The sequence below is a fragment of the Sphingomonas sp. SDUR79 genome (genome assembly GCF_056821745.1).
This window is the reverse complement of sequence record NZ_JBPDIN010000001.1, coordinates 3,603,683-3,623,267: the sequence shown is the minus strand read 5'-3', so window position 1 is coordinate 3,623,267 and position 19,585 is coordinate 3,603,683. Positions and strand designations below refer to the sequence as shown.

Here is a 19,585-nt window from a genome sequence, read left to right as displayed (position 1 = left end):
TTACTCCGTCGCTGGCTGGACCGTCTGGAAGGCAAGGCGCAGGAAGGCGCCGTCGGACCAGCCCTCCCCCGCCGCACGCGCGGCACTCGCATCGGCCAGCGACAGCTGCGCGAGGCGCACGATGGTGATGCCGAGCCGCTTGGACACATACAGCCGCTGATCCCCGGCACCCGCCGCCATCAGCAGATCGTCGGGCAGCGCCCCTGCGGCGGCGAAGTCGAGCCGTCCGACCGCGCGCGGCATGCGATCGGGTGCCAGCGCCTGCAGCTTGGCCGGAAGCCACCAGGTCAGGCCATAGCCCGGAAAGGCCGGGGATGGCTGGTGGAACGCCGCCAGACGCTGCGGCGCGAGCGACGGCTTGCCATCGATCGTCCCGTCCCGCCGCACCCATTCCCCGAACCGCGCCCAATCACGCGCGGTGAGCGCCAGGCCCTGCGGCAGCAGCGGGTTGCCGTCGGGGGTGCGGCGCCACTGCTCGACCCGGATTCCGGCTGGGGCGAACAGCCGCTGCACCAGCCACTCGGCGGGGTCGGCCTGCAAACCGCGCGCGGCAAGCTTGCGCCGCATCACCTCGCCGAAAATCTGGAACGGCGCGGGGCCATAGGCAAAGCGGGTTCCCGGCGGCGCAACCGGACGCAACTCGACGGCCTGCGCATAATCGGGCGGGCGACCGACGACGCTCTCGATGCCCGAACTCAGGGTGAGCAGCTGGCGGATGGTGACGCTCTGCCGCTCGGTCCCGTCGCGCCATTCGGCCAAAGTCGCCGACACCGGTTCGTCGAGGTCGAGCAACCCGTCCTGCGCGGCGAGCACCGCCATCGCCCCGGCAAAGCTCTTGGTGCCGGAATAGAGCGGATGCGCGTCCTCCGCGCTCGTCCCCGCGCCATAGGCTTCGCAGACCGCGCGACCGTCTTTGAGGATCAGCACGGCGCGCCCGCGATGCGCGTCGGAATAGGCCGCCGCTGCGGCGCAGGCCGGACTGACCGTCTGCGCCTGCGCAACGGGCGCAACCGCCAGCGCGCAGGCGAGCAGAGCGACGCGCAGCCTCACCAGCGATAGCCGAGCTGGATGCCCCAGTTGCGCGGCGGGTTCAGCCGTCGCGCACCCGCGCCGCGGAACACGTCATAGGTGACGTTGGTCAGGTTGGACACGAACACGCTCGCCTCCAGTCCGCCAAAGCGCAGCGCGGCACGCGCATTGAGCAGGTCGATCTTGTCCATGTCGAACGGGGCCGGTGCGCCGGGCGCGACCAGATCATGCACGCCGCCGCGCTGGCCGTTATAGTTGACGTTGACCAGCATGCTCACGTCCCCGGACAGCGGCGCGTTGAGCGTGGCGCTGGCAGCGAAGGTCCAGAGCGGGATCTGCGGCAGCAGCTGCCCGTCGAACGGCCCGTCGGTCACCCGCCCCTTTTGATAGGAGCCGCTGGCCCCCAGCTGCAAATTGCCCGCGCCGATCGCGATGCGCGACGCAAGCTCCGCCTCCGCACCCCAGGTCCGCGCCTTGCCGGCGTTGCTGGAGAAGGTGACGGGCGAAGTGTTGCACACGGTGCTGCCGATGAAACAGCCATTGTTCAGCGCGACGATGATGTCGGTGCTGTAGGTCTGATAGGCCGCGATGCCGAAGGTGGTGCCGCGCGCGATCCGGCCCTTGGCGCCCAGCTCGATCGACGTGCTGCGCTCGTCATCATAGGCCGCCGGGATCGGAATCGGCTGGGTCGCCGGGCCGAGGTCCTGGTTGAACCCGCCGGCGCGATAGGAGCTGCCGACCTTGCCATAAAGCGTCATCGCCGGCTGCGGCCGCCAGGATAGCGTCGCATTGTAGCTGAAATTGCTGGGGGCGTTGGCGAAGTCGACGACAAAGCCGGTGCCGCCCGAGGGCAATCCGGTCGCGAGGTCGAAGCGGCGCGAGGTCGCGCTCTTATCGTCCCAGGTCTGCCGCACTTCGCCGATCACGTTGAGCGTCGAGGTGAGCGCATAATCGAGCGAGCCATAGACTGCCCAGCTGTCGAACGTGGTCCGGAGCGGCTGGCGGTTGCCGGGCGAGGGATTGGCGAGGGTCGGGGTGCGCAATGTGCGCTGCTCCGAATTGCTGCGCAGCTGGAAATATTCGACGCCCGCAAGCCAGTTGAGCGCGCCGTCGCCGAGGTCGCCGGTCAGGTTGAGGTCCTGCGTGAAGAATTGCGCATCCTCCTCCCGCTCCTGCGCCTGACCTGCGTCAAGGGTCGCGCTAGTGATCGTGCCGTCCGCGCGCAGCTGGGCGAGCAGCACCGGATTCAGCCCGTCGAGATCGAGCGCATAGTCCGCCTTGCGCTTGCGATACTGGGTCACGGAGCGGAGCTTGGCGAAGCCGAGTTCCTGATTGAGCTCGCCCATCCAGCTTGTCACCTCCTGCCGCGAAAAGGCGTCAGTGGACCAGGGATAGGTGCGCTCGGGCTGGATATAGCCGCGCGGGAAGCCTGCGCGCGGCGGATCGATATAGGCGCGGAACGCGATTGCGGGGACAAAGCCGCGCCAGGTCTCGCCGCGCACGACCAGGTCGGTCCCGCCCTGCTTCCACCGGATCTGCCCGCGCAGCCCGGTCGAGTCGTTGCGGTCGAGCACCGTGCCCCGAAAATCGTTGCGGAAGAAGCCATCGGCCTGCGTCACATAATCGACGCCAACCCGGATCGCCACCGCGTCCGACAGCTTCACATTGGTCACACCCTGCAGCTGGAGCTGCTCATTCTCGATCGCATAGCGGGCATTGACGAAGCCGCTATTCTCGAACTCGGGCTTGGCCGAGACGATGTTGACCGCGCCGCCGACCGAGTTGCGGCCATAGAGCGCGCCCTGTGTGCCGCGCAGCACTTCGACGCGGTCGATGTCGAACAGGTCGATGCGCGAAAAGCTGCGCCCGGAAAAGCCGCCGCCGCCGATATAGGCGCCGTCACGGAACAGGCCGACGCTGGGGTCGCCTGAGGTGCCGCGTGTGGTCGGCGAACCGCGCAACGACACCTCATTGGTCATCGCCGAACCGGTGTCGAGGATACGGACGCTGGGCTGGCCGCCGAGCAGCTCGACCGGATTTGTCGCGCCACCGCGGTCGGCGATCGCGCTGCCCGTCAATACGGTAGCGGCGGTCGGAACGTCGATCAGCCGCTCTTCGCGCTTGCGCGCGGTGACGACGACATCGGCGCCATCCGTGGCGTCCTGCGCCGCATCCGTCGCGGTGGTGGGTGCAGTCTGCGCCAGCGCCGCCGTCGGTGCGGTCAGCGCCGTGCAAAGCAGCAAGGTTGCATATCGAGCCATCGCCCTATCCTCTCCCTGTTCACCAGCAGCGTACCGGGTCTGTGCCCTTTACACGCTACTTACCGACCGGTAGGTAACTGGCAGCGACGCGCTTGTCCAGAGGGGAAAACCTGCCGCCTCGGGGTAGGAAAGCGCAGAGCGACCCGTTACGAACGAGACGATGAACGACGCGATGTGGCAGGAACATACGACCGGCACACCCGCCATCATCGGACGGCGCGAGCAGATTTACGTCCATGCTGCGCAGCTCTTTTGCACGCGGGGCTTTGCCGCGACCTCGATGGCGAACATCGCCGACGCGGTCGGGATCACCAAGGCTGGCCTGTATCACTTCGTGGCGAGCAAGGAGGAGCTGCTGTTCACGCTGATGTCGTTCAGCATGGAGCGGCTGGAGGAGGATGTGGTCGCTCCGGCGCAGGCGATTGCCGACCCGGTCGAGCGCTTGACCGCGATCGTGCGCGGTCACCTGCAAAGCGTGATGCAGGTGACGACCCCGGTCGGCAACCCGCTAACGATCATCCTTGAGGAAACCAGCGCCCTCAGCCCCGACAAGGCTGCACTGATCAAGGCGCGCAAGGCGGCCTATTCCGCCTTCGTGCGCGGGACGCTGGACGAGATCAAGGTCACGGGAAAATTGGCCGACGTGGATACGCGGATGGCCACGTCCGCGATCATGGGCATCATCCTCTGGCTGGCGCGCTGGCACCGGCCAGACGGTCGTCTGTCGGTTGATGACATTATCGACAATCTCTCAGGGATCGCTCTGCGTGGCGTTTTGGGCAGCGGCATCGCCGCCCCTGAACGATCGACATGATCGTCGCAGATCGACGATCAAGATCGCATCCTGCTCCATTTACCCTACACTTCGATCGGGAAGCAGTCGGACAGAGCGCGACCTGAAAAAGGTCCAAAATGGCGGAACGGGAGGGATTCGAACCAGTCAGCTAACTCCTTATATATATTTAAGTAGACACTCGTCTCTTGAAGGGCGTGCCCCCGCCGGTGCCCCAGAAAATTGGGGTTCGGTTTGCGTAAGCGCGCCTGCATTTGTCCGTTTTGCGCCCCTTCTATCCGTCGGGTGCAAAGAACGCGAAGACCCGCGCGTTCGGCGGTACCGCAATTATTCCAACGCAAGTGCTTGGGGGGGCTTGCGCAAGGCTAGCGCGATCGCAACCCCCACCGCGCCCGCCACGATCCCAACGATTCCAGCGGTCAGGAACGCGCCCTGCATTGATCCCGTGGACTGATCGAGAACGTGGACGAGCCTGGGAGACTGTGACTGCGCAAGGAAGAATGCGGCAGTCCAGATTCCCATGGCCCGGCCGCGATGCGCAAAGTCGAACTTCGAATGCGTCCATGCCAGCAATGTCGGTACCGCCATGCCCGCCGCCGTCTGCTGGACGATGACGCCCGCTGCCATTGCACTAGGGGTTTCAGCCAGACCGATCGCCGCCAGCCCTGCCCCCAGCAGCGCGAAAAATACCCCAAGCTGGAGCGCATAGCTGCGGTTAGCGAGGATACGGAACAGGACCGCGCCGACCAGAAAGAACAAAGTCGGCACGACGATCAGCTGCGCATAGCGATCGGGCTGCGTCACACCGACCTCGGCGAAGGCAAGCGCGCCGTTGATGATGAACACGTAATAGAGCATCGCGGCGAAGAATGTGACGAGGGCCGTGAGGGCCGCACTCCGCCAGGGAAAGGCAGTCGCGGGAACCGCGTGCCCGGCGGACGCTTCGCCACTTTCTGCCTTCTTCGGTTCGAACAGCCAGATCATCATGGCTGCCCAGATCGGGATAGCAGCCAGATAGACGAAAAAGACCGCGTTCCACTGCAGCTTGCTCGCCTCGCCAACGCTCAGCCCGACGAGCCCGCCGAACACGGGGCCGACCAGGCTTTGGAGAAACAGCCAGTTCTTGCGGCCCCTGTCGTCCCAATAGTCCGCGATCAGGGTGTTGACGACGGTCAGGATGACGGCCTCAGAGATGCCGAGCAGCAGGCGGGATATGTAAATCTGGTCCAAGGTTTCGAGGAACAGCGGCACCGTGCCAAACACGGCGTAGAAGGCGGTCGCCACCAGCAGCAACTGCCTGCGCCCGAATTTGTCGACCAGCAGCCCGCTGAAGGGTGCCAGGATGGCCATGGTCAATCCTGGCGCCCCGATCAGCGCCGGCACCTGCGCCCGGGCGTCGGGGTCGTTCGCAAAATGCGCGATGAGCGTGGGCACGGCCGGACCCATCGCGACAATGGCGAGCATCGGCAGGAAGCCGGCAAGGACGACGACGATGCCCTGCGGTTTTAATGGAAGTCCGCGCCAATAGGCCGCCAAGTTCCACATTTTCGGCCTCTCCCCGTATCAATTGGCCCGTTCTGTAATATATTAGCAGTTCCAGTTCAATTCCGGATCTGCGGGTGCTGGCCCTCGAATTCCTTGTGGCCGCGGCGCAGCGCGACTTCAGGTCGCCGAAGGCACTGATGGACCGCGCACGACGAAAATTTGACAAAATCAGAATGGTGATACTAGTTTCGGTGCATACGCGCTTTGCCGACGGTTTGCTTCGGCGGAAATGCCCGATTCTCGAGGCGAGCCGATCAGGAGAGGCAGACCATTGCATAATGGACGATTGAGCACGCTAGCGGTTCCAGTGCGTAGCTGCACCGCTGCGCAGCACGGCAACCGGACTTGCAGCGCGAGAATGCCAGCGCCGCGGCCGGACGCATGCTGCAGCCTCGGTTCGCCAAGCCGGCCTTGACCAATAATATATCAGCGGAGTGAGATGAGATGGCTGCCAGAGTGAAACGGGGCGTCAGCCTGTACAGCTTCCAGGAAGAGATGTTCCTGGGACAGATGACGATCGAGGACTGCGTCGCGTTCGCGGCGTCGATCGGCGCCAAGGGGATCGAGATCCTCCCCGAACAGAACATGCCGACCTTCCCGAACATCGACGACCGCCAGGTTGCGTGGTGGAAGGAACTGATGGCCAAGCATGGGACCGAGCTCACCTGCTACGACATGTTCCTGGATACCAAGGTCCGCAAGGACCGGTTGATGAGCGATGACGAGCAGGTCGCCTCGATCCGCCGCGACCTCGTGCTCTGCAACCGGCTCGGAATCCGCAACATGCGCGTGCTGGTCTTTGTCCGTCCCGACATCCTCGAACGGTGCGTGCCCTATGCCGAGGAGCTCGAAGTGCACATGGGCGTGGAGGTGCATGCGCCCTGGCACATGGAACATGCCTGGATCCTGCGTACGGTCGAGGTTGCGGACCGGCTTGGCACCAAGCATCTCGGCCTGCTGCCCGACATGGGCATTTTCATGAAGCACTACCCGCCGGTCTATCGCGACCGCTTCATTCGCCAGGGCGCCCGTCCTGAAGTTGCGCAATTCATCGTCGACCAGCACGAGCAGAAGATCATGGCCGAGTACACGATCTATGAGGTGGCCGTGAAGATGAAGGGCAATCCGGCTGAAGTACGTATGGCCGAAATCCTGCGTCATCAGCCCTTCGCCAATCCAAAGCGGATCCGCGACTACATCCCCTATTTCCGGCATATCCAGGCCAAGTTCTACGAAATGACGGAGGACGACCGCGACCCGACCCACGCTTATGATGAAGTGATCCCGGAGCTGGTCGCCGGGGGATGGGACGGGTACCTTTCCAGCGAATATGAAGGCAATCGCTGGATCCAGGACGTCCAGGCGGTCGACAGCCGAGAGCAGGTGCGACGGCAGCACCGCATGTTCGAACGCCTGATTGCTCAAGCCGAGGGAGCCCGCTGATGTTCGACAAGTACCTGATCGTGGACAGCAGTCTGCGCAATGTCGGCCCGGCTGACGCGCCGAGCGGCTTCGCATTCGAGGCGAAGCTCGGCTATTATCGTGGCCTTGGCCTGTCGATGGTGGAAGCGCTGGATGTGACCGTCGACGGTGAGCCGATCCCGCGCGAAGCGATCCGCTTCGATGAGGGCAATGGCCCGCTCAGCCTGGATGAAATGGAAACCGCGTTCGACCGGCGCTGGCCGTTCGGTGCATCGGCGACGATCACCGTCGAACGCAGCGGCGGCCTTGCACCGGGAGAGCACAAGCTGGAATTCCTTCAGCGGCTGCGCGTCTCCTACATGCCCTTCCCGTCGATCAATTCGGACGCGAAAACGCTGACGGTCGCGTGACATCAGGACGGGGCGGGCACCATGACCAAATCCGCGTCATGGTGCCCGCCCCTCCTCCAATCCTTCAAAAGCGGACGCTGCTTCGACGCGCCTTGCCTATTCCTATGAAGGGATGCGCGTGATCTCGATCAGCTCCACGCCGGGTGCCGGCAGGCTGCTCTCGATGGTGACACTGCCACCCTCGCCTTCATACGATCCCAGCATGTCGCCCATATGCTGTGCGTCCGCGCGGTACCGGGCCACCTTGTAGCGGCCCTGGGCCCAAGGAAAGTCGCTGACGTCGAGCGTGTAGCCCGTATATCCCGCGCTCCCGGCGTCAACGCGCCTGGGCGGAACGTTCAACGACATGTTCACCCGTTCGGTGCCGATTGGCACCTGGAATTCGAACACGTCGCGATCGCGCGCGATGAGGTAGGCGTCCGGGATGGCGTAGTTGGCGATCAGAATGCGAACGGTGTTGCCGTCTGCGGTCTGACCCGCCAGCGCCGTAAATCCGTTCTCGTCTCCACCCGCAACGGCAAGGCGTTCCGTCGCGGCCAGTGTTTGCCCGACCAGGCGGAACGCGCTGGTCCGCGCATTCTCACCGCCATCGGGCTCGAAAATCCCGGCGGGATCCCTGAACTTATAGTGGAAATCAGCCCCGGTATCGGCGCGAAAGAAGATCGCCTCGTCAACCGCCGAATCCTGCATGTAGACGGCAGCTGCGGCGATGAAGGCGGCATTGTCAGCGTCTTCGAACTTCGCCGTCGGGATGCCCGTCATGCTCCAGTAGGAGAGCATCAGCCTGGCATCGCTGAACCCGTGCTTGTCGGCGACGGCACGAACCTCTGCCGCAATCGTGCGGAAATCGAGCGGGTCCCGCGAGTTGTCGCCGTACCACATCCACGACAGGAAATCCAAAGGCAGCGAGTGATCCTTGATGAAGGTCAGCAACCCTTCGCGGAACGGGCCTTCGTTCAACGGGAATGCGATGCACGGGCCGCCGAACTTCAGGCTCGGGTCGACACGCTTCACCGCGTGCGCGGCAGCGGCATACATGTGATAGAATTCTTCGGGCGTGCCGGAGAAGTGCAGGCTGCCGAAGTCGGGCTGATCGCCAAATTCCCAATGCGTGATGGCGTTTTCGAACCCATTGCCCCACCCGCATACATAGTGGCGCACGATATTCTCGACGACTTGCTCGTACTTCGCCAGATCACGGGCCGGCTGCTTGTTCCCCGGAATCTCGCTGGCAATGGTGAACATGATATCGGCGCCGAGCGAACGCACCTGTCCGACCCATGCGTCGGTGCCGGCAAAATTATAGTTCGCCGGATCGCTGGGGTCGGCCGACCAGTCGGGAAACAGGCTGGTGGGGTTGTCGACCGTGTCGAGCCGCGAAACCCAGTCATACGAGCGGACGAGCGTCACATGCGCGGCCTTCCACACATCCAGAATGTCGGGAACGCCGTCGGTGCCGGGGGCCGGCGCAGGGATGCCCGTCGTGCCGAGAAGCTTCCGCATGGGGCCAATCGAAGCGCCCGCATTGACGGCCAGTTTCGCAATACGATCCGTAGTCATCAGTAGTCGCTTTCCAGAATGCGGTGGACATAGTCGAGCGCGGCCGGCTCTTCATTCACGAGGTGCGCCAGACGACGGTCGAGCGCCTCGGGGGTCACGGAATCGAATTCCTCGTGCATCATCTGCAGCGAGATATCCCACACGGTTTTCACGCGCGGGTACCGCCGGGCCATGAACTTGGTCTGCACGTCGTAGAGCGTGTCGTCGCTCTGCAGGAGCTGCGCAAAGACCACGCCGTCCTCGATCGCCATCGCGGCGCCCGATCCAAGATAGGGGGTCATGGCATGCGCGGCGTCGCCCATGATCATCACCCGCCCGCGATGCCACGGATAGGGCACCATGACGGTATCGAGCGGCGTGTAGGCGACGTTGGCGGCCGTGCGCAGCGATGCGATCTCGTCCGCCATGAAGACGGAATCGCCCATCATCGCCCGCGCGCGTTGATACATGAGTTCGGGGAAAGCGGCGGGATCGTGGCGCGGACGTCCCGGCTCGTGATGGGTAACGATTACGTACATCATGCCACCAGCGAGCGGCACGAACCCGACCTTGCCGCCGAAACCGTGACAGAAAACGGCGCCCTTCAACGTGTCCGGGGCGCGTACGGGAGCTCGCCAGGCCACGCCACCGCTGGGCGTGGGCACGTACTTCTCGCCGAACAAATAGCGCCGAATGCTCGAATTGATGCCGTCAAAGCCGAGCACGAGGTCATATCGGTGCAGCGATCCGTCGCTCAGCTCCACCGTGACGCCGTCGGCATCCTGCTCGATGTCGACCGCCGTCGTCGCCATCCTGATCGTGCATCCGGCCCCCAGTGCATGAGCACTGGCCATCTCCAGAAAGCCCAGACGCGGCAATTGGACGTTGTTCGGCATGCCGTCGAACTGGCGCCCATATGGGATATCGACCACATGGCGGCCATTGCGGTCGTAATAGGACAGCGGCGGCGTCGGAAAACCAAGGGCGAGCGTGGGTTCGAGCAGCCCGATCTCCCGCAGCGCCCGCAGCCCATTGGTGCGCAGCCCCCACCCGACGCCGGGCACCGAATTGTCCGGCTTGATATCGATGATGTCGACCTCGGCGCCGATGCGGGCAAGCGCCACCCCTGTGCACAGGCCACCGATACCCGCGCCGACAATCAGGATCTTTTTCGACGTTGGCATTTCGCCCCCTCCCAAGTCTTCGAGGCGATGCGGCCAAGGCAGCCAGCAGCACCTACACATTTGTGATATATCACCGTTGCACACGGACGCCGAGCCGGTCAAGCGGCGCAATCTTGTCATTGCACGTTGGCGGGGGCATGGGTGGGACGGCACGGTGCCGATCTGGAGTGGCGTGATGACAGAGCGCAGCACACAAAAGCAGTCGCTCTCGGACCAGGCATATGCGCTTCTGCGGCAACGGATCGTGTCGTTGAAAATGCCGCCCCGGATGCGCTTCACCGAGCGAGAGATATCAGAGGAGACCGGGTTCGGAGCAATGCCGGTGCGAGAGGCATTGGATCGCTTGAATCACGACGGTCTCGTCGAAACGATCCCCCGGCGCGGCTACCGCGTGGCAGGACTGACGCTGAAGTCGGTGGATGACTTTTTCACGGTGTGGAGCGCTGTGTCGCCGTTGATCATCCAGTTGGCTCAGGAACGCATGACGCCGGAGCAAGCCGCCGCACTGGATGCGATCCATCACGAGCACCGGCGGGCGATCGGGAAAGCCAAACTCAACCCGGAAGACTGGATCCGGCTCTCCCGGCGCCGTTTCGATCTGCTGGCGGAGGCCACCCGCAATCCCCAGCTCCAGACCATCTACCGCAACCTGTCGGCAGGAATGGACCGGATTTTTCACTCGATCAGTCGTCACAAGGAGGACGTCCGCGCCATCTTTGACCTGACGACACGGTTCGACAGCGCGATCCCGTCGGTCGAGGACGCAAGCGCGTTCATCAGGATCAGCCGCGAGAAGATCGCGGAGATCATCATCGAGAAGGGCTTCGACTACCCGCAAGCCGACTGATCGCCGTGTTAACCCAATTCCAACCTGGGCACGCCCCGCCCCGCCCCTTGAGTTCGACGGCGGGGCGATCCCCCTTAGTCGTAGATCGGGCGCAGTTCGTTATCGAGGTGGTAGCGGGTCAGCGCCATGGAGGCGAGCAGATCGGGCGAGCCGTCATACTCGATCGACATCCAGCCCTTGAACGCGTGCTGCTTGAGCAGCCGGTACAGTCCCTTGAGGTCGAGTTCACCCAGACCCGGCTCCCAGAACCAGCGCGTGCCATCGTCGGTAATCTCGGGATCGCGCGCATAGCGGACGCTGTCGGGCTGGCGCGCCGAGCCGGTGTCCTTCAGGTGAAAGGTGCTGATCCGGTCGTGATAGTCGTTATAGAAGGTCAGCAGGTCTTCGCCCATGATCGAAATCTGGGCGGTGTCGATACAGTAATGAACCAGCTTCGGATCGGTCGATTCGATCAGCTCGCGGTGATTCTCGATGTTGATCGCACAGAAGAACTCGTTGTGCAGGCCGATCTTGACGCCGTGATCGGTGGCATAGCGACCGATCTCGTTCATCGCCTTTGCGCATTGCTGAACCTCGTCCCGGCTCAGCGGCCCGGTTCCGCAATAATTCTGCGTCGGACAGGTGTTCATGTACGTGCCGCCGAACTTGACGATCGTGTCCACCGCCTCGCGCCCCGCGCGCACGACTTCGTCGAAATGGCCGGCGTCATGCGAGGCATGGGCGCCATGGAACATGCCGATTACCTCGACCCCGCGCTCCTTGGCGAAGGCGGTGAAATTCTCGGGCGAGCCGAACAGCGGCAGGATATCCGCCAGATCCCAGGGCGCGATCTCGATCCCGTCGAACCCCAGCGCCGACTGGTATTTCAGGATCTTGTCCCAGTCCGAGTAATAAGCGGTGTTGGTCTTATCCTCATAATAAAATTCGCGAAAATTGTCGATCTGCCGATACGGAATGGTCTTCCAGTGGCACATGTTGGCGTAGCGGATATTGGGCATGGCGGAGGCTCCGTCCGGCTTAGTTCGGTAGTTTGTTAAGAAGGGCGCGGGTGCGCAGCAGCGCGCGGAAGGGGTCGCGCGTCTGGCGGGCGCTGCACACAACCGGGCCGGCATAGCCGAGGCGATCGAGCAGCCCGACGATGCTGGCCAGATCGACATTGCCGGTGCCCGGGTCGCGGAATACCTGCGTCGCGCGATGTTCCGGGAATTCCGGGTTCGCGCTCTTCCACACATCGCCCGGGTCGACGAACCGGGTGTCGGTCAGGTGCACACAGCCGATGCGGCTGTGCTGCGCTTCGATGAACGCCGCCGGATCGACGCCGGCGATCGTCAGGCTCGCCACATCGACATCGAGCTTCACGCTGTCGGGCAGCGCGTCAAGCAAAGGCAGGACATGCTCGCCGCGGAACAGACTCCAATATTCGTTGCGCAGCACCAGGTTGACGCCCGCCGCAGCAGCCTTTTCCGCCAAACCGCCCAGCAACTGAAGCGTCCGCTCGGTAAAGGTCGCGCGCTTTGCCTCCAGATCCGGGTGATAATGCGTGACGCGGCCATGATAGGGCGACGGGCTGATCGCGAAATAGTCGGCCCCCAGATCGCCGGCATGCGCCACCGCCTCACCCGCGAAATGCCCGCTCGCGCCGAAAAAGAAATCGAGATTGTCGTTCCGCATGAACAAATTGGGGTCGAACGTCACGCCCGTCACCTGTTCGACGCCGCTGTCGGCCAGCACGGCGCGATAGTGGGCGGCCGACTCATATTTCGTGTTGATGCAGTAGCGGTTCATCGGGACGCCGCTGCGCCCGCCGAACTGCCAGACTGGCTCATAGGGGATCTCGATCGAGCGAAACCCGCTCGCGCGGATCAGCGGATAGAGTTCTTCCCAGAAATAGCGGCTCTCGAACCGATTGCGGTTCGGCTCCTGATAGTGGCGGTTGATCAGGTCCAGGCTGATCGCAATCCGATCGATGTTCATCGCGTCGTCCATCTACATGATGCGCCGTCGGCGACGGCGGTTGGAAGCTCTGCCCGTCGGGCGTCAGTCGGCGAGCATCCGCTGCGACTGGGCCAGCGACTCGTCCATCGGCATGGTCGGGAAATATTCGAGGCCGATCGCCCCGGTGTAACCGATGTCGCGCAGCGTGCGCGTGACCTGGGCCCAGTCGAGGCTGCCGGTGCCCGGCTCATTGCGGTCGGGCATGTCTGCGACCTGGACGTGCGCCACCAGATGAACGCGCCCCGCCAGCACCTCCGCCATATCCTCGCCCATCACAGCGCTGTGCCAGACGTCGTACAGCAGGCGCAGGTTCGGACTGCCCACCGCTTCGACCAGATCGAGGCCGAGCTTGGTGCTGACGAGATACATGGTGGCGAACAACTGCGTGTTGAGCGGTTCGAGCAGCAGCATGACGCCCGCCTCCTCCGCCGCATCCGCCGCCGCGCGAAGAGCGGTGACGGCGTTGGCGTAATGCTCTTCCTCGCTCATCCCCTCGACCCGGAAGCCGGAGGCGACGATCAGGTTCGGCTTGCCGAGAATTTCGGTCGCGGCGATCGTCTCGCGCACCGCCGTGACCATCGCATAGCGTTCGGCTGGGTCGACGATCGAGCGGCGCGGATCGACGCACAGGCTGGTCAGCCGCACGCCCGTTTCGTCGAGCGCGGCGGCGAGCGCATCGATCGGCTTGTCGCGCCACAGGTGGAATTCGGCCAGCGCAAAGCCGGCCGCCTTGGCCGCCCGCACGCGCGCATCGAGTTCGCCGGCGTCGGCAAACTGCCATTCGATACAGGAGGATAGTTGATACGCCGCAGACATAGGATCCCTTCCCATTCTACGGCCCCGTGGTGCGTGACGCACTCGTATGCCTAGCGGGTTCAATCCCGCTATTTTGTCGCTCCCCCGATACGGATCTTCGCCAAAAGATCAAGGCCGGAAAGCGGTGCGCCCCGGCCGCCGCTTCGCAAGCGCACCGTGGATATCGCAGATGCGCCCGATTATGCTCGACCGGTGGAATGCCGGGGCGCGCTGCGACAACCCTTTCGGTGTCGCGCCGCACATCATGGCGCAAACGAGCACCCCGGATGGGAATGATATTGCTATGCCCGGCGACATTTCTCTTCGCGCACCCCGAAGATGTCCGCCGGCAATCGCCACGCCGCGAGGATGGCGAGTAGGAGCAGCACGATGAAAAGCGCGCCTGCCACTGGCAAGCCCGCAAGCGCGCCACCCGTACGGGCCGCAGCCGCGAAATATGCCGAGCCGATCACCGCAATGCCGATCGCGCCGCCGAGCTGCTGCGCAGTGCGCAGCGTCGCGCTGGCAGTGCCGGCAAAGGCGCGGTCGACATCGGCGACCACAACCGGCGGCAACGGCCCCGCCAGCATGCCCATGCCGATCCCCGCGACCGCGAGCAGCGCGAAGAAGCCAACGCCGCTGCCGGTTCCGCCCGCGATCAGGGTCAACGCGCCGCTCGCCCCCGTCATCATCACCAGCGCACCACCGATCAGCAGCCAGCGACCGAAGCGTGGTAGATACTTCTTTCCGATCAGGCTGATGCCCGCCATCACTCCCAGGCCAAAGGGGACATGCGCCAGCGCGGTATCGAGTGGCGACTTGCCCAGCCCCTGTTGCAACGCGATAGCCAGCACCAGCAGAAAGCCCGCTGCCCCCGCCGAGAAGGCCAGCACCGCGACCAGTCCCCAGCGGAAGGTGATCAGGCGGAACAGCGCGGGCTCGACAATCGCTGCCCGCCCCGCGCGCCGCCGCGCCAATGCCCGGATCCAGCCCGCGATGGCCAAGGCGACTCCGACGAGCGCGCAGGGAACGGCCCAGGCCGGCCAGCCGCGCTCCGACCCGTCGATCAGCGCGAATAGCAGCGCCGCAAAGCCCGCGGCAAACAGCGCCGCGCCGAGCAGGTCGATCTGCAGCGGGCGTCCGGCGTCGCGCTGCGGGATTGTCCGCAACCCCAGCCACAGCGCTATCAAGCCGAGCGGCAAGTTGATCAGGAAGATCAGCCGCCAGCCAAGGCCAAACCAGTTCCATTCGATCAGCAAGCCACCGAGGATCGGTCCAAGGATCGCGGCAAGCCCCCCGATCACGCCGAACCAGGCAAGCCGTGCCACGCGTTCGAGTGGCGAGAACAGCGTCTGCACGATTGCCATCACCTGTGGGCCCATCATCGCGCCGGCCGCCCCCTGCAGCAGACGCCCGATGACCAGCTGCTCGGGTGTTTGCGCGAGCCCACACAGGGCCGAGGTCGCGATGAATCCCCCAACCCCGATCAGGAACATGCGGCGATAGCCGAACGCGTCGCCCAGCCGTCCGCCGAGCAACAGCAGCGCACCCAGCACCAGCAGATAGCCCGCGACGATCCACTGCATCGCCGCCGACGAGGCATGCAGCGCGCGGCGAATCTCGGGCAAGGCGGTGTTAACGATCGTCGTATCGGCCACTTCGAGCACGAAGGCGATCATAACCGTGATGAAGGCGAGCGTGCGCTGACGATCCGTCAGCTGCTGTGCCGCGACGCCATCCTGCGGCGCGCCTGCCCCTCGGTCCATATGACTGCTGCCCCGAAAATTTCGGGCGCGCGCCCCCGGCACAGCCCTAATTAAAATGATGCTTCTATTATGAACTTGTTTCGCTTAGCGTCAACCCAACGCGGCGATCCACGACCGCAATGTTGAGGTGGCGGGCGTCCTAGAGCGTCCGTCCGGAGGGGAGTGAAGGCGTTGTACAAGTCAGACTCGTCGCGGGTGCCCGGCCCCGCCCAGGGGTTCACCGTCATCATCGCGGGGTTCCTGCCGATCATGGCGATCGTCTCGATGTTCCCGGCCGTGCCAGCGATGATCGCGCATTTCGGTGCGGACCCCAATGCCAGCTGGAAGGTACCGGCGATGGTCTCGGCCCCGGGCCTGACCATTGCGATCACCGCACTGTTCGTCGGCCTGATGGTCGATCGCTTCGGGCGCCGCCGCCTGCTGCTCGCCTCGACCCTGCTCTATGGTATCTTCGGTTCCGCGCCGTTCCTGCTCGAATCGCTCGACGCCATCTATGCCTCGCGCCTGTTGCTGGGCTTGAGCGAGGCGGCGATCCTGACGACGCTCAACACGCTGATCGCGGATTATTGGGACGAGAAGAGTCGCCGCAACTGGCTGACGATGCAGGGCTTGATCGGCCCGGCGCTATCGTCGGTGATGATCTTCTTTGCCGGGGCACTCACTGCCTGGCGCTGGAACGGCATCTTCCTGCTCTATCTGGTCGCCTTCCCGATCTTCCTCGCCATGCTGCGCTACATGTACGAGCCGCAGCGTGAGGTCGCACCCGCGCGCGTCGAAGGCGAGACCGCCGATGGCGGCATCCCGTGGCGCGTCCTCGCGACGATCGGCAGCGTGACGCTGTTCGTTTCGGTCCTCTATTATGTCTTCATCATCAATGGCGGGCTGGTGTGGCAGGAGCTGGGGGTCAAGGATCCGGGCAAGATCGGACGTATCACCGCTCTGCCCAGCCTGTTCATCCTGGTCGGTGCGGGCGTGTTCTGGCTGCTCGGTCGCTGGCAGGTCAGCTCGCGTGGCCAGCTCTTTGCGCTGCTCGTCACGCTTGGCACCGGCCTCGCGATCATCGGTCTTGCCAGCGACTGGCGCATGATGATCCTCGGCATGATGGTGCAGCAGACCGGCGCGGGGATGGGGGTGGTCACGCTGATCGCCTGGGCGCAGCGCAAGCTGCCCTACGCGCATCGCGGACGCGGCATGGGAGTATGGACCGCCTGCTTCTTCTTCGGCCAGTTCGTATCGCCGCTACTGGTCAGCCTGGTCCGCGCGCAAGTCGGGTCGATGCAGGCTGCGTTTCTGGTCGCCGGGATCGTCGGGATCGTCGGGGCGGTCGCCGTATGGCTGCTCGTCGACCGCCGCCCGACGCTTCAGCCCGCGACGGCGTGAGGCTTGCGATGATCCGCCCTTGCCTGAGCGCCATCGCCGCAATCCTCGCCATCTCGTCCGCCGCCGCACAGGGTCCGCCGCGCTTCCGGTATGACGTGATCGAGGCACCGCTCCAGCCGGGCGCGATCACGCTTCCGACCGCGCCCAAGGATGCGCCGAACCGCGAGCAATGGATGACGCAGAACGGGTCGATCGGGGTGCGCAACGTCTCGCACGCCACGCTGACGCCGGTACTGCCTGCCGGCCCCTCGACCGGTGCAGCGGTGATCGTCGCACCGGGCGGCGGGTTCCTTGGCCTGTCGATGGATGCCGAGGGGTGGCAGGTCGCACGCTGGCTCGCCAATCACGGCGTCGCCGCCTTCGTCCTCAAATATCGCGTGCTGCCCACCCCGCGTGACAATGCGGAGTGGCAGGACAAGTTTAACCGCATGATCGCCGGAGAGACGGTCGGCTTCGCACCGCCCAAGGACACGCCGCCCGAGGCACTTGCCGACGGTCTCGCCGCGCTGACGCATGTCCGCGACAACGCCGCGCGCTATGGCGTGGACCCGAAGCGGATCGGATTTATGGGATTTTCGGCGGGCGGGTTCCTCACGCGCTCGGTGATCGAACAAAGCGGCGCGGCGATGCCTGCCTTTGCCGCGCCGATCTATCCCAACATGGCCGCGATGACCGTACCCGCGAGCGCACCGCCGATGTTCGTGACGATCGCTGCGGACGACTTCCTGCTGACCCGCGAGACCGGCCTGCCCTTGCTCGACAGCTATCGCGCGGCGGGCAAGCCCATCGAGTTCCACCTGCTCGCCAATGGCGGCCATGGCTTTGGGCTGGGGCGTGAGGGCACGGCGTCGGCGGGATGGATCGAGAGTTTCCACCGCTGGCTCGGCAGCATCGGGATGCTCAAGTCCAAATGAGGTCGTACTGGGGGGTGACCTAGATCACCCACTCGCGCAACATCCCCACCGCCGCATTCGCCGCGCGGGCGGTAAGCGCCATATAGGTCAGCGACGGGTTCTGGCACGCGGACGAGCTCATCTGCGCGCCATCGGTGACGAACAGATTGGCGACGTCATGTGCCTGGCTCCATTTGTTGAGCACCGACGTCCCCGGGTCCGCGCCCATCCGCGCACCGCCCATTTCGTGGATCGCGCTGCCGCCCGGGTTGGGGCGGTCGAAGCCCATGATGACCTTGCCCCCCGCATGGCCCAGCATCTCGGCAGCGTCGGCCTTGGCCTGCGCCAGCGCGGCATGCTCCTCCGCGCCGAACGCGAAGTCGACCTTGAGGATCGGCAGGCCATTGGCGTCGGTCCGGGTGCGATCCAACGTGATGCGGTTCGATGCGCGCGGCACGCAGTCGGCAAAGGCGACCAGCACCATCCGCCACATCCCGGGCGGCTGCAGCGCATCCTTGTACGCAGCCCCGATCCCCGGCTCGCGCTTGCCGCGGGTCCAGCCCGATTGCAGCGCGCCGCCCTGGTACGAGAAGCCCCGACTATGCCCTGCGCCGTCGATGGCATCGAGGTTGCGGAAGCGCGGAATGACGACACCGGTCGGGCGATTGCCGAAGGTGGTCCATTGCTCGAACCCCGGGAACAGCGCGATCGCCGACAGGGTGCTGGCATGATCCATGATGTGCGTACCGAGCACGCCGCTGGAATTGGCGAGGCCGTTCGGCATTGCATCGCTGCCCGAATTCAGTAGCAGATGCACCGAATTGAACGCACCGGCATTGAGGAACACCATGCGCGCGGTCGCCTGCCCGCGCGCCTTGGTCTGGCCGTCGATCCAGCGCACACCGGTGACACGCCGCGTCGCGGGGTCAAAGTCGATCTTCTCGACCACCGCGTCGGTAACCAGGGTCAGGTTACCCGTCTTTTGCGCCGCGGGCAGCGTGGAGGACTGGGTCGAGAAATAGGCGCCATAGGAACAGCCGCGGGCGCAGATCGAACGGCGCTGGCATTCGCCACGCCCGTCCTTGGCCTGCGTCAGATTGGCGGTGCGGCCGATCGTCAGCCTCCGCTCGGGCCAGCGCGCGGAGAGTCGCTCGCGCACCGCCTGTTCGACGATGTTGAGGGCCATCGGTGGCTGGAAGCGCCCGTCGGGCAGCTGCGCCAGCCCCTCCGCCGCGCCGGACACGCCGATGAACTCCTCGACCTTGTCATACCAGGGGGCAATGTCCGCATAGCGGATCGGCCAGTCGGTGCCGTTGCCGTCGCGCCGGTTTGCGTCGAAATCGTAATCCGACCAGCGATAGGATTGCCGCCCCCAGGTCAGCGAGCGCCCGCCGAGATTATAGCTCCGAAACCAGTTGAATGCCGTGTCGCCCTCGGTCGAATAGGGATTTTCGGCGTCGTTGACGAAATGCGGCTCGGTAAACTCGGTGAAGTGGCGGTTGCCGCGCTGGACCGGATAGTCGCGCGCATATTTCTCGGCATCGCCGACGCCGCGAAACGGCATGTCCCACGGCGCCTTGGTCTCGTTCACATATCCGGTCTGGTGCGCGATCATCGGCCCCCGCTCGAGCATCAGGACCTTCAGCCCCGCCTCGGTCAGCTCCTTCGCCGCCCAGCCGCCGGTGATGCCGGAGCCGACCACGATCGCGTCAAAGTTCATCATGTC

16 protein-coding genes are annotated in these 19,585 nt (G+C 64.6%); 6 read left to right on the top strand and 10 right to left on the bottom strand.

Annotation, left to right across the window (positions count from 1 at the left end; all coding sequences use genetic code 11):
* Both ACRYLO_RS17835 and ACRYLO_RS17830 read right to left on the bottom strand, forming a co-directional pair.
* On the bottom strand, positions 1–1,050 hold the full coding sequence (locus ACRYLO_RS17835) for a serine hydrolase domain-containing protein (protein WP_482661397.1): 1,050 nt from the start codon (positions 1,048–1,050) through the stop codon (positions 1–3).
* Positions 1,047–3,290: a TonB-dependent receptor gene (locus ACRYLO_RS17830; RefSeq protein ID WP_482661396.1), complete on the bottom strand. Its 2,244-nt coding sequence runs from the start codon at positions 3,288–3,290 to the stop codon at positions 1,047–1,049. Before ACRYLO_RS17830 ends, ACRYLO_RS17835 begins: the two co-directional genes overlap by 4 nt.
* A 160-nt stretch (positions 3,291–3,450) precedes the next feature.
* On the opposite strand from ACRYLO_RS17830, the gene ACRYLO_RS17825 reads away from it, so the two are divergent.
* On the top strand, positions 3,451–4,104 hold the full coding sequence (locus ACRYLO_RS17825) for a TetR/AcrR family transcriptional regulator (RefSeq protein ID WP_482661395.1): 654 nt from the start codon (positions 3,451–3,453) through the stop codon (positions 4,102–4,104).
* 306 nt (positions 4,105–4,410) lie between these two features.
* On the opposite strand, the gene ACRYLO_RS17820 is transcribed toward ACRYLO_RS17825, so the two are convergent.
* Complete coding sequence (locus ACRYLO_RS17820) at positions 4,411–5,628, bottom strand: MFS transporter (protein WP_482661394.1); 1,218 nt, start codon at positions 5,626–5,628, stop codon at positions 4,411–4,413.
* A gap of 510 nt (positions 5,629–6,138) precedes the next feature.
* On the opposite strand from ACRYLO_RS17820, the gene ACRYLO_RS17815 reads away from it, so the two are divergent.
* Both ACRYLO_RS17815 and ACRYLO_RS17810 read left to right on the top strand, forming a co-directional pair.
* Positions 6,139–7,071, top strand: coding sequence for a sugar phosphate isomerase/epimerase family protein (locus ACRYLO_RS17815; protein ID WP_482661393.1), 933 nt, complete (start codon positions 6,139–6,141; stop codon positions 7,069–7,071).
* Entirely contained in the window at positions 7,071–7,460 is a 390-nt protein-coding gene (locus tag ACRYLO_RS17810; protein WP_482661392.1) for a C-glycoside deglycosidase beta subunit domain-containing protein, read from the top strand. The genes ACRYLO_RS17815 and ACRYLO_RS17810 overlap by 1 nt, the downstream gene beginning before the upstream one ends.
* Positions 7,461–7,562: 102 nt before the next feature.
* Here the strand turns inward: ACRYLO_RS17810 and ACRYLO_RS17805 are convergent, their stop codons facing one another.
* Together ACRYLO_RS17805 and ACRYLO_RS17800 are read right to left on the bottom strand one after the other, a co-directional pair.
* Entirely contained in the window at positions 7,563–8,963 is a 1,401-nt protein-coding gene (locus ACRYLO_RS17805; RefSeq protein ID WP_482661391.1) for a GH39 family glycosyl hydrolase, read from the bottom strand.
* Between the two features lie 56 nt (positions 8,964–9,019).
* The gene (locus tag ACRYLO_RS17800) at positions 9,020–10,183 is read right to left on the bottom strand and encodes an FAD-dependent monooxygenase (protein WP_482661390.1); all 1,164 of its coding nucleotides are present in this window, start codon (positions 10,181–10,183) and stop codon (positions 9,020–9,022) included.
* 154 nt (positions 10,184–10,337) lie between these two features.
* Between ACRYLO_RS17800 and ACRYLO_RS17795 the strand changes: the two genes are divergently transcribed.
* Positions 10,338–11,030 (top strand): GntR family transcriptional regulator, encoded by a 693-nt coding sequence (locus ACRYLO_RS17795; protein WP_482661389.1) that lies wholly within the window; start codon positions 10,338–10,340, stop codon positions 11,028–11,030.
* Positions 11,031–11,104: 74 nt separating this feature from the next.
* On the opposite strand, the gene ACRYLO_RS17790 is transcribed toward ACRYLO_RS17795, so the two are convergent.
* The 4 genes from ACRYLO_RS17790 to ACRYLO_RS17775 form a co-directional block, all read right to left on the bottom strand.
* Positions 11,105–12,028 (bottom strand): sugar phosphate isomerase/epimerase family protein, encoded by a 924-nt coding sequence (locus ACRYLO_RS17790; protein WP_482661388.1) that lies wholly within the window; start codon positions 12,026–12,028, stop codon positions 11,105–11,107.
* Positions 12,029–12,047: 19 nt separating this feature from the next.
* Positions 12,048–13,016: a sugar phosphate isomerase/epimerase family protein gene (locus ACRYLO_RS17785; RefSeq protein ID WP_482661387.1), complete on the bottom strand. Its 969-nt coding sequence runs from the start codon at positions 13,014–13,016 to the stop codon at positions 12,048–12,050.
* A gap of 51 nt (positions 13,017–13,067) precedes the next feature.
* Positions 13,068–13,841 (bottom strand): TIM barrel protein, encoded by a 774-nt coding sequence (locus ACRYLO_RS17780; protein ID WP_482661386.1) that lies wholly within the window; start codon positions 13,839–13,841, stop codon positions 13,068–13,070.
* Positions 13,842–14,122: 281 nt separating this feature from the next.
* The gene (locus ACRYLO_RS17775; RefSeq protein ID WP_482661385.1) at positions 14,123–15,586 is read right to left on the bottom strand and encodes an MFS transporter; all 1,464 of its coding nucleotides are present in this window, start codon (positions 15,584–15,586) and stop codon (positions 14,123–14,125) included.
* A gap of 162 nt (positions 15,587–15,748) precedes the next feature.
* On the opposite strand from ACRYLO_RS17775, the gene ACRYLO_RS17770 reads away from it, so the two are divergent.
* Complete coding sequence (locus ACRYLO_RS17770; protein ID WP_482661384.1) at positions 15,749–16,966, top strand: MFS transporter; 1,218 nt, start codon at positions 15,749–15,751, stop codon at positions 16,964–16,966.
* Positions 16,967–16,974: 8 nt separating this feature from the next.
* The gene (locus tag ACRYLO_RS17765) at positions 16,975–17,880 is read left to right on the top strand and encodes an alpha/beta hydrolase (protein WP_482661383.1); all 906 of its coding nucleotides are present in this window, start codon (positions 16,975–16,977) and stop codon (positions 17,878–17,880) included.
* Between the two features lie 19 nt (positions 17,881–17,899).
* Here ACRYLO_RS17765 and ACRYLO_RS17760 read toward each other — a convergent pair whose 3' ends face one another.
* Positions 17,900–19,579, bottom strand: coding sequence for an FAD-dependent oxidoreductase (locus ACRYLO_RS17760; RefSeq protein ID WP_482661774.1), 1,680 nt, complete (start codon positions 19,577–19,579; stop codon positions 17,900–17,902).
* Between the last annotated feature and the right edge of the window lie 6 nt (positions 19,580–19,585).

Excerpts from the sequence above, each read along its gene's own strand:
- ACRYLO_RS17800 (WP_482661390.1), bottom strand. The coding sequence starts at position 10,183 with ATGCCAACGTCGAAAAAGATCCTGATTGTCGGCGCGGGTATCGGTGGC.
- ACRYLO_RS17780 (WP_482661386.1), bottom strand. The coding sequence starts at position 13,841 with ATGTCTGCGGCGTATCAACTATCCTCCTGTATCGAATGGCAGTTTGCC.
- ACRYLO_RS17815 (WP_482661393.1), top strand. The coding sequence starts at position 6,139 with ATGACGATCGAGGACTGCGTCGCGTTCGCGGCGTCGATCGGCGCCAAG.
- ACRYLO_RS17825 (WP_482661395.1), top strand. The coding sequence starts at position 3,451 with ATGAACGACGCGATGTGGCAGGAACATACGACCGGCACACCCGCCATC.
- ACRYLO_RS17775 (WP_482661385.1), bottom strand. The coding sequence starts at position 15,586 with ATGGACCGAGGGGCAGGCGCGCCGCAGGATGGCGTCGCGGCACAGCAG.
- ACRYLO_RS17805 (WP_482661391.1), bottom strand. The coding sequence starts at position 8,963 with ATGCGGAAGCTTCTCGGCACGACGGGCATCCCTGCGCCGGCCCCCGGC.
- ACRYLO_RS17760 (WP_482661774.1), bottom strand. The coding sequence starts at position 19,579 with ATGAACTTTGACGCGATCGTGGTCGGCTCCGGCATCACCGGCGGCTGG.
- ACRYLO_RS17790 (WP_482661388.1), bottom strand. The coding sequence starts at position 12,028 with ATGCCCAATATCCGCTACGCCAACATGTGCCACTGGAAGACCATTCCG.
- ACRYLO_RS17785 (WP_482661387.1), bottom strand. The coding sequence starts at position 13,016 with ATGGACGACGCGATGAACATCGATCGGATTGCGATCAGCCTGGACCTG.
- ACRYLO_RS17820 (WP_482661394.1), bottom strand. The coding sequence starts at position 5,628 with ATGTGGAACTTGGCGGCCTATTGGCGCGGACTTCCATTAAAACCGCAG.
- ACRYLO_RS17765 (WP_482661383.1), top strand. The coding sequence starts at position 16,975 with ATGATCCGCCCTTGCCTGAGCGCCATCGCCGCAATCCTCGCCATCTCG.
- ACRYLO_RS17830 (WP_482661396.1), bottom strand. The coding sequence starts at position 3,290 with ATGGCTCGATATGCAACCTTGCTGCTTTGCACGGCGCTGACCGCACCG.
- ACRYLO_RS17810 (WP_482661392.1), top strand. The coding sequence starts at position 7,071 with ATGTTCGACAAGTACCTGATCGTGGACAGCAGTCTGCGCAATGTCGGC.